Consider the following 11,392-nt stretch of genomic DNA (forward strand, 5'->3'; position numbering starts at 1 on the left):
CAGCTCGAACTTGGTGATCTTCGGACCATCGTCTTCGAAGCCAACCACCTTGCCGATATCAACGTAGGCCTTATCGTAATCGCCATCGTTGTCGTAGACCGTTACTTTGACCTTAAGCGCACCGTCGACAAGTGTTTTCAGAGCATCGTGGTCATTACCATCGGCGCCATGTTTGATGGCCTCGTACTGCCAGAGGGTAATGTCACCATCATCTTCATCAATGCGCAGCCGAAAGACGATATTACCTGTGGCGTCCTTGCCGACCACATCATCGCCATCAGCGTAAAGCTTGATGGCCCCACCCTCGGTGGCATACAGACCAGAAAATGCCGCATTGTTAAAACTGAACTCGAAACTACGCCGACTCGTATCTTCCTTGTCTGAGCCAGCATCAACCGTCAATTTGAACAGGTCGTCACCGTCAACTTTGGCGTAGCCAATTGCAGTACCATCCGGGCCCGACCATTGTCCAAACTCATCCGCCGCAAAAGCGAACCCAGGCTCACTTTGATGCGAGCCAAATATACCCACTGACTCATCAACGATGATTCGGGCGCACTCTTCTAATGTGAAACAAGTGATCTTCGGACCATCGTCTTCAAAGCCAATTACCTTGCCTAGATCCAGAACATCCGACGCCGCTTTATCGCCGTCACCATCGATGATGGTGACGCTCACATTCAGCGCTCCCTGAGTAATAGTCTTGAGACTGTCATGGTTGTTCCAGTCAAAGCCGTGATCAATAGCCTCGTACTGCCACAAGGTCACATTGCCAGTTCCCTCATCGATACGTACCCGGAAAACGATGTCGTTATCTGAGTCCCGACCAATTACATCAGCACCATCCATGTACAAGCTGATAGCACCACCATCTGTAGCGCTCAGCCCGGAATAAACACCACCGACAAGTTCCTCTCCCTCTTGCCCGCCCTCACCACTCTCGCCACCCAAGCTAAGGCTGAAGATTCTAGATGCCTCACCATCCGCACCAGCATCAACACTCAGATTAAACAGCCAGGCACCAGGAACCTTCGAATAGCCAATAACACTCAGGCCATCCGGATTAGGACTTTGGAAGGCCTCATCAAACGGAATCTGCTTACCCCAAAGCTCATTCTGCAAGGATCCATGCAACCCAACGGATTCATCTGCAATAACTTTAAAGTGGCGATTAAGCTCGAACTCCTGAATAGCCGGACCATCGTCGTAAATAGCAATATTGAGCGGTACGGCTGGGGAAACATCACCATCGCCATCGATAATCCGCACAGCGAAGGGATCCAGCAGTTGGTCGTCAGCACCTACTGCGTTCGGGTTTGAATGATCGAGAGTGTTGTCGGTTAGCGTGTATGTCCAGTTACCGGCAGCATCGAATTGAAGGACGCCATATACACCCTGAACAGTCCCGCCACCTTGCACATTGACCCAAACACCAAATTTATCCAGGACCTGAATGGCCGAGATCCCATCCGGGGAGTTGATCAGAAGCGCCCCAGAAATACTCTCTGGTCCAACTCCTGCGTTAGAGCCAGGTTGTCCATCCACGTTACCTGGGGCAGCGCCATCCAGCTCAGATTCCTCAACAACCCCAGGCCCAGCTACTACTGAGCCCTCCTCGTCGAAATAGATGATTTCAACAGTAGGGGAGAAATCCGGTTCATCCGTGACAATCGGCTCGGGATCGGGGAACTCGGGGCCGCTTTCCAGGCCTGCAGTGGGGAAACCGATCACCGGATCAAGGGCGCCGCCGACCTCACCCAGTAGCACAAAGCTGTGGCCACCACCGATGCCACCGGCACCACCAGCGCCCCCTGCTCCGCCACCACCAGGACCAGCCGCGGTGGCTTCACCTTGCTGGGTCGGGTCGACGCCAGCCTCGATCGCAGCCTGCAGTTGCTCGACGTCGGTGAGATCACCGTCGGAGGGAGTGGTGGGAGTTTGATCCTGAGCCTGGTTGGACTGGCCATCGCCATCGGCCACCATCTGCTCATTAAGAGAAAGGTTGCTGTCACGTCCGAGGGTAAGGACCTCGCCGTTGGTGAGGGTTACGGCAACCGCCCCTCCCGTGCCAGTAACCAATTGTTCGCCAGCATAGACACGATCACCTTCAACCAGCGGTCGACGCGTTCCATCGCCAGCTACCGCAAAGACCTCGCCGACAACCTGACTGACGACACCAATCAAAGTAGCCATGATTCCTTCCTCCGCACTACAGCTGCCGACCACTGCCGGCACGTTTCAAAAGGGTCAAAACACCTTCCGAACCCGGGAAATCGTGCGAAGAAATCTGCTGAAATTGAACGGCGCACATGCTTGATAGTGAAATGCGACAAAAAAGTGTCGCTCCAACTGCACCGGCCTACTCCTTCAGAAACATCCCCGCCCCTTATGCTCCAAAACTGCATTTGACCGACTGTCTTAGCTGCGAACAGGCCTGAATGCCCCGTTTTTCGCGGCTTACGGAAGAAACAATGTGCTCGTTCTCACAGAGTGCATAAGACTTTTTTCTCATAAATCTTGTGACGAATTTTTCTTAGCTACTCTGGAACTTGAACTTAGCTGTGATGTTACAGGCCTGAAACGCTCTACCAGGCCAAAAGCGTCAGCATTTTGGCGACAGGAGCCAGGCATTACCCATAAGGAGAAAAACCTCATGCCCGTACTAAAACCGCTCTGCAGTGGCATTTTGATGGCCATGGCCTGTTCTCAGGCGCAGGCCATGACGCTCTCGGAAGCTATCCAGAGCACCGTCGACAATCATCCAGAGCTGCATGCCAGCATGAATGACCGACTGTCTGCGGATGAAGGAGTCAAGATCGCGAAGGGTGGTTACCTGCCGACCGTTGATCTGCTCATGGGGTATGGACGTGAACAGACCGACAGTCCCAGCACCCGTGCGCTGGGTGACCACAATAAAGAGACGCTGAACTACCGCGACGCCGAGCTGCGCCTGCGGCAGATGCTGTTCGATGGCTTCAACACGCCCAACGAAGTGGCGCGCACCAAGTCGGTAGTCGACTCCCGTGCCTACTATGTGCAAGGCACCTCCGAGAGCCTGGCACTGCGCACCGTCGAGGTGTACTTGGAAGTGCTCAAGCGCCGCGAGATGGTAACCCTGGCGCAGAACAACCTGCAGTCCCACCAGCGGGTCAATGACCAGATCGGCCTGCGCAGCGAGCGCGGCGTCGGCAGCACCGCCGACCTGGACCAGTCCGAAGCCCGTCTGGCCCTGGCCGAGAACAACCTCTACACCGAGCAGGTCAACCTGGCCGACGCCGAAGCCAACTTCTTCAGCGCCACCGGGCGCATGCCGGACGAGCTTGAGGCGCCTGCGACTATCAAAGGCGACATGCCGGCGGATCTGCCTGCCGCTCGCCAGTCGGTGATGGACAACAACCCGTTCCTCAAGTCCGCTCAGGCCGACGTATACGCCGCCGAGAAACAATACGAAGTGGCGAAGTCGCCCTTCTACCCACGCTTCGACCTTGAACTGGCCACCAGCGCCGACGACAACGTGCAGGGCGATGAAGGCCACTACAACTCGTGGCGCGCCGCCGTGGTGATGAACTACAACCTGTTCAACGGCATGCGCGACAAAGCCCGTCTGCAATCGGCGGCACACCAGATCAACCAGTCCATGGACATCCGCAACAACGCCCTGCGTGTGGTCAACGAGAACCTCATGCTGGCCTGGAACGCCATGGAAAACGCCCGCCTGCAAACCCCCAAAGCCAGGGACTATGCGGATTACACCGCGCGTGTGCGTGAGGCCTACCAACAACAGTTCAGTCTCGGTCAACGCACCCTGCTCGACCTGCTGGATAGCGACAACGAACTCTTCACCGCCAACCGTCGCTACACCGAGGTTCGCTACACCGAAGAGTTCTCCATGTATCGCGTCATTGCTGCCATGGGCGAGCTGTTGCAGAAACAGAACGTCGTAGTCCCGGCCGAAGCTGTAGCCCTCACCGAGGTGAAGAGCGAGGCCCGCCTGCCGGATATGAAGTAGTAGTCCCGGCGAAGATGCTGCTCGGCGATAACTACGCCGGGCAGCCTCTCAGGAGTAGTGACCTTGACCACCATGGAACGGAGACCCACTGGGGACCAGCGGCAGAGTCATGATGACCCGCTGCTGGACGGCCTCCTGATTCTCTGCAAACTGCACGACTGCTCAGCCAGCCGAGCCAGCCTGACGGCTGGCCTTCCGCTGCCCGAGCAACGCCTGAGTCCAGACCTATTGCCCCGCGCGGCGGCTCGCGCCGGTCTGCAGGGGCGCATTCTGCGCCGCGAGCTGGGCGCCATCTCACCGCTGAACCTGCCCGTCCTGCTATTGCTCAAGGATGGCCGCAGTGCAGTGCTGCAGAAAATAGGCCCGAAGAATCAGCTACTGATCCTGCCCTGCGAAGCGGATGGCGGCGAACAGTGGGTGAACCCGGAGCATCTGGCCATCGAATACAGTGGCCAAGCGTTTTTCGCCAAGCCGCAACATGAACTGGAAGAAGCCCGCACTCCTCTGGTACCACGGGTCGAGGCCTGGTTCCGTGACACCCTCAAGCTATCGCGCTGGCTCTATACCGACGCGGTGCTGGCCAGCCTGCTGATCAACCTGCTGGGCCTGATGGTCCCGCTATTCGTCATGCAGACCTACGACCGCGTGGTGCCCAACCAGGCCACCTCGACGCTCTGGGTGCTGGTCATCGGCCTGTTCATCGGCACCTGCTTCGACCTGTTGCTACGCGTGCTGCGCGCCTACCTGCTGGATGTGGCCGGCAAGAAGACCGACGTGGTGCTCTCGGCCACCCTGTTCGAGCGCATCACCGGCATGTCGATGGCGGCACGGCCGGCTACCGTTGGTGGCTTCGCCCAGAGCATCCACGACTTCCAGGGCCTGCGCGAATTCCTCACCGCGGTCACCCTAACCAGCCTGATCGACCTGCCCTTCTCGGTGCTGATGATCGTGGTCATCGGCCTGCTCGGCGGCTGGCTGGTGATCATTCCATTACTGGCCTTCCCCATCACCGCGGTGTTCGCTTTGATCATCCAGGCGCGCCTGCGCGATACGGTGCAGAAGAGCCTGGCTCTGGGTGCCGAACGCCAAGCCTTGCTGATCGAGACCCTCAGCGGCCTGGAAACCCTCAAGTCCTGTAGCGCTGAAAGTGAGCGACAACACCGTTGGGAGAAGACCCACGGCGCCCTCACCCGCCTGGATAGCCACGCGCGTTTCCTTGCTGGCCTGGCCACCAATGGCACCATGTTCCTGCAGCAGTTCGCCGGCATGGCCACCATAGTCGCCGGCGTGTACATCATCATCGCCGGCAAACTCAGCGTCGGTGCCCTGGTCGCCAGTTACATGCTCGGCAGCCGGGTGCTCGCGCCGCTGGGGCAGATCGCCGGACTGATCACACGCTACCAGCAAGCCCGCCTGACCATGACCAGCACCGACGCGCTGATGGCTCTGCCGCAGGAGCGCCAGGCCAAACAGCGGCCGCTGGAGCGCACCCACCTTCATGGTGCGCTGGACCTGCGCCAGGTCAGCTTCAGCTACCCAGGGCAAAGCTCACCGGCGCTGAACAAGGTCAACATGAAAATGGCGGCTGGCGAGCGAATCGGCATCATCGGTCGCAGTGGCTCGGGCAAGAGCACCCTGGCCCGCCTGCTGATGAACTTCTACACACCGAGCGAAGGCCAGATCCTTCTCGACAACCTCGACCTGCGCCAACTGGACGTAGCCGACCTGCGCCACCAGATCGGCTACGTGGCACACGACCTGCCACTGCTCTCCGGTAGCCTGCGCGACAACCTGACCCTGGGCGCCCGCTACGTCAGCGACGCACGCATGCTGGAAGTGGCCGAACTGACTGGCGTAACCGAGCTGGCCCGCCAGCATCCGCAGGGCTTCGACCGCCCCGTGGGCGAGCGCGGCCAGCTGCTTTCCGGCGGCCAGCGCCAGGCCGTATTGCTGGCTAGGGCGCTGCTGCTGGACCCACCGATCCTGCTGCTGGACGAACCAACCAGCGCCATGGACAACACCAGCGAAGACATCCTGCGCAACCGCCTGCAAACCTGGTCCCAGGGCAAGACCATGCTGCTGATCACCCACCGCACCTCGATGCTCAGCCTGGTCGACCGTCTCATCGTGCTGGATTACGGGCACGTAGTGGCCGATGGTCCGAAAGAAGCCGTCATCGACGCCCTGCGCCGCGGCCGTGTCGGCCCGGCAGCCAGCTAGCGGAGCCCAACATGGATCTGAGCCAATCACTGCGTGATTACTTCGGCAGCCTGAAGCGTGACAAGCAGGACACCGAGTTCATGCCCGAGGTGGACGGCGCCGTCCTCGAGGACTCGCCCTGGCTGGCCCGCGCCACCGTCTGGGCCGTCAGTGCCTGCCTGATCGTGGCGCTGATCTGGGCCAAGTTCGCCGTGCTGGAAGAAGTCACCACTGGCGAAGGCAAGGCGATTCCCTCCAGCAAGGTGCAGGTCATCCAGAATCTGGAGGGCGGTATCGTCACCGAGATCTTCACGCGCGAAGGCCAGGTGGTGAACAAAGGCGACGTGCTACTGCGCCTGGACGCCACTCGCTTCATCTCGAACAAGGGCGAGACTGAGGCCGATCGGCTGGCGCTAGTTGCCCGCGTCGAGCGCCTGAGCGCCGAGGCCGAAGGTCGCCCACTGGCCCTGCCGGAAGAGCTGACGAAGGAAGCGCCGCAACTGGCAGAGGACGAGATGGCGCTGTACCGCTCGCGCCTGCAACGCCTCGCCAGCGAACAGAACACCCTCAAGGAACAGCTGCGGCAGAAGACCCAGGAGCTCGCCGAGTTCCGCGCCAAGGCTGGTCAGTACCGCTCCAGCCTGGGGCTGATCCAGCAGGAACTGAACATGTCGCAGCCGCTGGTGGGCACCGGCGCTATCTCCGAGGTGGAGATCCTGCGCCTGCGGCGTAGCGCGGTGGAGATGCGCGGCTCGCTGGATGCCACCAACCTGGCCATTCCCAGGGCCGAGGCAGCCATGCAGGAGATCGAAAGCAAGCTCAACGAGTCGACCCTGGCCTTCCGTACCGAGGCGCTCAAGGAACTCAACGAAGTACGCACCGAGCTGACCAAGATCACCTCTACCAGCGTGGCCATCCAAGACAGGGTCAGCCGCACCACCGTAAGCTCGCCGGTGCATGGCGTGATCAAGCTGCTCAAGGTCAACACCATCGGCGGCGTGGTACAGCCGGGCGACCCCATGGTGGAAGTGGTGCCGCTGGAGGACAACCTGCTGATCGAGGCTCGCATTCGTCCGCAGGATGTGGCCTTCCTGCATCCAGGGCAGAAGGCCATGGTCAAGTTCACCGCCTACGACTACACCATCTACGGTGGGCTCAAGGCCCAGCTGGAACTGATCGGCGCCGACACCATCACCGACGAGGAAGGCAACAGCTTCTACCTGATCCAGGTGCGCACCGACAAAAGCCATCTAGGCAGTGACGAGCACCCGCTGCTGATCATCCCCGGCATGGTCGCCACGGTAGACATCGTCACCGGCGAGAAGAGCGTGCTCGACTACCTGCTCAAGCCCGTACTCAAGGCCCGCTCCGAGGCCATGCGCGAGCGCTAGCCCTGCCAGTGTGCGCCTGGCCCCTGCTCCGCCAACTGATCGCCGGGGTTACGCAGCGGGCAGGCCTCCAGTGACAGACAACCACAACCGATGCAGCCATCCAGCTGGTTACGCAGCAACTGCAGCTTAGCGATGCGCTGATCCAGATCCTCGCGCCAACGCGCCGATAACGCCGCCCAGTCTGCCGCCGTCGGGTTGCGACCTTGCGGCAGGCTGCCGAGTGCCTCGGCGATTTCCGCCAGCGGAATACCGACCCGCTGCGCCACCTTGATCACCGCTACCCGACGCAGCGCCTCACGCGGATAGCGGCGCTGGTTGCCGGTATTGCGCGTGCTGGCGATCAGGCCCTTGGCTTCGTAGAAATGCAGGGCCGACACGGCGACGCCGCTGCGCCGGGCCAATTCGCCCACGCTCAGGTCACGAACCATCTTCTCTCTCTCGTTCACGGCGCTTGACCTCAAGCTATGTTGAGGTTTTACCCTGGCGCCGCATTCGAGTTCAAGACCGGGAGAACCCCATGAACGAGGTTTCGCCACACGCAGCGGCCAGCTTTACCCTGCTGATCGCCATCGAGTCACGCCCAGCCTGCCGCGCCGAACTGGCACGCCATCTGGGCGAATACCTGGAACGGATCCGCCAGCACTTCGGCGAGAGCCAGGGCTGCCTCGGTGCAGAACTGAAGCTGGAGCCGGCACGCCTGGTTGGCCGCCTCGACTGGCGGCGCAAGGAAGACTGGGAGATGGCCTGGGACTGCCGGCACAGCGGCGCCGAGTTGCTCGGCGATAGCCTGATGCGCCTCGGCGCACGCAGCATCCGCTTCGACAGCACGGTGTCAGCCGCCTGAGCCACCACCGTGATTGCGCTGGAAGGTGTCCTCCCCCATGGCGGCGATCTGCCCCTCGATCAACGCATCGAAAGGCCTGAGCAGATCGTCGAAACGGGTTTCCGGCTCCTGCAGTTGCAACGCATAGGCAATTGCCTCGATGGTCGCCAGGGCGCCCTCTCCCGGCGCCTTGCGCAGGCGATAGCGTGACTGCAGGCCCTCGGGCAGGCAGACGCGCGGCAAGGCTGCCAATTGCGGGTTGAGGTGCAGCAGCTTGCGCGCCTTGCGCCAGGTACCGTCTGGCACTACCAGCAGCAGTGGCCGGCCGTCACTCTCCGCAGTCAGGGGCAGCGATTGTGCGGCTTCACCGGGAAACAGCAGGCAGGCGCGATAGGCGGGATCCAACCGCAGGTCGGCGAAGTTCTCGCCCACGATTAGCTCGGCATTGGCCAGCCCCAGAGCCGCCAGGCGCGCCGTATTCAGCGCATGGCCGACCTCATCCGGGTGCTGCAGGATCAGTACTCGAGTGCGGCTCTCCAGACGCGGGATCAGATGGCACAGACAGTGGGTCTGCGGCCTGGTGCAGCGCTCGCAGCGCGCTCGGGACATGGTGGTTTCCTCCGGCCGCGCAGTGTGCCACAGGCGGCCGGAGGAACGTTCAGTGGCTGAGCTTCTGCAGGGCGTTGGCCAGATCGCCGATACGCTGTTTGGTCTCGTTGACCAGCCCGCCGATCTCGTGGGCCGAGTCCGCCGAGCGTTTGGCCAAGGTACGTACCTCGTCGGCAACCACGGCAAAGCCCCTGCCCTGCTCGCCGGCCCGCGCCGCCTCGATGGCCGCGTTGAGCGAGAGCAGTCCGGTCTGCGCGGCGATGCTGTCGATCACCGAAACGATCTGGCCGATGTGATTGCTCGAGGTCAGCACCGCCTCCATCGCCGCGTTGGTGGTATCGCGCGACTCGTGCATGGCGCTGATGTCCTTGATGAACGCGGTGTAGGCTATCTTGCCCTCCAGGCGAATCTTCGCCAGCGCCAGATTGCCCCACAGGCGGCCGCCATCCTTGCGCTCGATCTGCACATCGCGACTGGTGCCGACGATCTTGTCGTGGCCGGTGGTGCGGTTGGCGTTGACGTAACCATCGTGGTTGGCCTGGATCATCTGCGGCACCAGCATCTTCACGTTCTGCCCCACCACTTCGCGGCGGTCATAGCCCCACAGGCGCTCGGCGGCGCTGTTGAAGAAGGTCACGCAGTTGTGTTCGTCGATGGTCACCACCGCGTCCAGCGCCTGCTCCAGGGTCTGGTCGATGATCTCGCGCGCCTCGTGTTCGCGGGTGATGTCCTTGACGAAGGCGGTATAGATGATGCGATCGCCGCTGTGCACCTTGGACAGCGACAGGCTGGCCCATACCCGGCCGCCGTCACGGCGCTCGATCTGCACCTCGCGGCTGGTACCGACGATCTTGTCCGCGCCGCCATGACGGTTGGCGTTGACGTAATGATCGTGGTTGGCCTGGATCATCTGCGGCACCAGCATCTTCACGTTGTGGCCGATCACCTCCTGGCGGGCATAGCCCCACAGGCGCTCGGCGGCGGCGTTGAAGAAAGTCACGTTGTTGTGCTCGTCGATGGTCACCACCGCGTCCAGCGCCTGCTCCAGGGTCTGGTTGATCGCCTCGCGGGTCTCGCGCTCGCGGGTGATGTCTTTGACGAAGGCGGTGTAGATGATCTTCTCGCCCAGGTGCACCTTGGACAGCGACAGGTTGCCCCACAGCTTGCTGCCATCCTTGCGCTCGATCTGCACATCGCGGCTGGTGCCGACGATCTTGTCGCGCCCGGTGGTGCGGTTGGCGTTGACGTAATTGTCGTGGTTGGCCTGGATCATCTGCGGCACCAGCATCTTCACATTGCGCCCCATCACCTCGGCCCGGCTGTAGCCCCACAGGCGCTCGGCCGCCGAGTTGAAGAAGGTCACGTTGTTGTGATGATCGATGGTCACCACCGCATCCAGCGCCTGCTCCAGGGTCTGGTCGATGGCCTCGCGGGCCTCGTGCTCGCGGGTGATGTCCTTGACGAAGGCGGTGTAGAGCAGCTTGCCGCCGACCTGCACCTTGGACAGCGACAGGCTGCCCCAGACGATGCCGCCATCCTTGCGCTCGACCTGCACCTCACGACTGGTGCCGACGATCTTGTCCTGCCCGGTCACCCGGTTGGCGTCGACGTAGCTGTCGTGCTGGGCCTGGATCATCTGCGGCACCAGCATCTTCACGTTGCGCCCGATAACCTCTTCTGGACGGTAGCCCCAGAGCCTTTCGGCGGCGGAGTTGAAGAAGGTCACGTTGTTGTGTTCGTCGATGCTCACCACCGCATCGATGGCCTGCTCCAGTATCTGCCGATACATCTGGGCCGAATGTCCACCCGAGAAAAAGCCCAGGAACCCTGCCTGTTTCTTCATTTCCCATCCCTCCGTGCGTCCCTACGGCGGTCGGGCGTCAGCCCGGCGGCAACGCTTTACCTCAACGGTTGAAACGCTCCGCCAGGCTGTGCAGATAGGCGGCCATCTGCTCGAGCTCCTGGCTGATGCCTACACCCTGCTGGGCCTGCCCGGCGCTGTGATCGGAGAGCTGGGCAATGCGGGTGATCTGTCGGCTGATGTCTTCGGCCACGTGCGCCTGCTGCTCGGAAGCTGCGGCCATCTGCTGACTCATGCCGGTGATGCGGGTAACTGCCTGACTGATGCCATCCAGCGCTTCGCGTACCGCCTCGACGCTGCGCATGCTGTCACGGGAGATGTCCTCGCCACGGCTGGCGGTGTTGACCGCCTTGTCCGCGCCGTTACGCAGCGAGGAGATGATCTGGTGGATCTGCTCGGTGGATTCGCGGGTGCGCCCGGCCAGAGCGCGCACCTCGTCCGCCACTACGGCGAAGCCGCGGCCCTGCTCGCCGGCACGCGCCGCCTCGATGGCCGCGTTG

9 protein-coding genes are annotated in these 11,392 nt (G+C 61.6%); 4 read left to right on the forward strand and 5 right to left on the reverse strand.

Features of this window, described 5'->3' with window-relative positions; genetic code table 11:
- The coding region (locus IP89_RS23395; protein ID WP_043310596.1) for a retention module-containing protein at positions 1-2,193 on the reverse strand (2,193 nt) is incomplete at its 3' end.
- 460 nt (positions 2,194-2,653) lie between these two features.
- On the opposite strand from IP89_RS23395, the gene IP89_RS15930 reads away from it, so the two are divergent.
- The 3 genes from IP89_RS15930 (at position 2,654) to IP89_RS15940 (ending at position 7,599) form a co-directional block, all read left to right on the forward strand.
- Positions 2,654-4,009 (forward strand): TolC family outer membrane protein, encoded by a 1,356-nt coding sequence (locus tag IP89_RS15930; protein WP_043310597.1) that lies wholly within the window; start codon positions 2,654-2,656, stop codon positions 4,007-4,009.
- A gap of 63 nt (positions 4,010-4,072) precedes the next feature.
- Positions 4,073-6,229 carry a type I secretion system permease/ATPase gene (locus IP89_RS15935; RefSeq protein WP_043310598.1) on the forward strand — a complete coding sequence of 719 codons (2,157 nt, stop codon included), beginning with the start codon at positions 4,073-4,075 and terminating at the stop codon, positions 6,227-6,229.
- 11 nt (positions 6,230-6,240) lie between these two features.
- A complete protein-coding gene (locus IP89_RS15940) occupies positions 6,241-7,599 on the forward strand; it encodes an HlyD family type I secretion periplasmic adaptor subunit (protein ID WP_043310599.1) in 1,359 nt (452 codons plus the stop codon).
- Here the strand turns inward: IP89_RS15940 and soxR are convergent.
- Complete coding sequence (gene soxR, locus IP89_RS15945; protein ID WP_043310600.1) at positions 7,596-8,027, reverse strand: redox-sensitive transcriptional activator SoxR; 432 nt, start codon at positions 8,025-8,027, stop codon at positions 7,596-7,598. The genes IP89_RS15940 and soxR overlap by 4 nt on opposite strands.
- Positions 8,028-8,116: 89 nt before the next feature.
- Here soxR and IP89_RS15950 point away from each other — a divergent pair, with 89 nt between their 5' ends.
- The gene (locus tag IP89_RS15950; protein WP_043310601.1) at positions 8,117-8,443 is read left to right on the forward strand and encodes a hypothetical protein; all 327 of its coding nucleotides are present in this window, start codon (positions 8,117-8,119) and stop codon (positions 8,441-8,443) included.
- Here the strand turns inward: IP89_RS15950 and IP89_RS15955 are convergent.
- From IP89_RS15955 to IP89_RS15965, 3 genes are all read right to left on the reverse strand, one after another.
- Entirely contained in the window at positions 8,432-9,031 is a 600-nt protein-coding gene (locus tag IP89_RS15955) for a tRNA-uridine aminocarboxypropyltransferase (RefSeq protein WP_043310602.1), read from the reverse strand. The genes IP89_RS15950 and IP89_RS15955 overlap by 12 nt on opposite strands.
- Positions 9,032-9,080: 49 nt before the next feature.
- The gene (locus IP89_RS15960) at positions 9,081-10,820 is read right to left on the reverse strand and encodes a PAS domain S-box protein (protein ID WP_043310604.1); all 1,740 of its coding nucleotides are present in this window, start codon (positions 10,818-10,820) and stop codon (positions 9,081-9,083) included.
- A gap of 115 nt (positions 10,821-10,935) precedes the next feature.
- On the reverse strand, positions 10,936-11,392 hold a 457-nt coding region (locus tag IP89_RS15965; protein ID WP_043310603.1), incomplete at its 5' end, for a methyl-accepting chemotaxis protein.

It is taken from the genome of Pseudomonas sp. ML96 (assembly GCF_000761545.1).
In the GTDB taxonomy this organism is placed as follows: domain Bacteria; phylum Pseudomonadota; class Gammaproteobacteria; order Pseudomonadales; family Pseudomonadaceae; genus Aquipseudomonas.

Bases quoted from the DNA above. Each gene is read 5' to 3' on its own strand.
- IP89_RS15930 (WP_043310597.1), top strand. From the start codon at position 2,654: ATGCCCGTACTAAAACCGCTCTGCAGTGGCATTTTGATGGCCATGGCC.
- soxR (WP_043310600.1), bottom strand. From the start codon at position 8,027: ATGGTTCGTGACCTGAGCGTGGGCGAATTGGCCCGGCGCAGCGGCGTC.
- IP89_RS15950 (WP_043310601.1), top strand. From the start codon at position 8,117: ATGAACGAGGTTTCGCCACACGCAGCGGCCAGCTTTACCCTGCTGATC.
- IP89_RS15960 (WP_043310604.1), bottom strand. From the start codon at position 10,820: ATGTATCGGCAGATACTGGAGCAGGCCATCGATGCGGTGGTGAGCATC.
- IP89_RS15940 (WP_043310599.1), top strand. From the start codon at position 6,241: ATGGATCTGAGCCAATCACTGCGTGATTACTTCGGCAGCCTGAAGCGT.
- IP89_RS15955 (WP_043310602.1), bottom strand. From the start codon at position 9,031: ATGTCCCGAGCGCGCTGCGAGCGCTGCACCAGGCCGCAGACCCACTGT.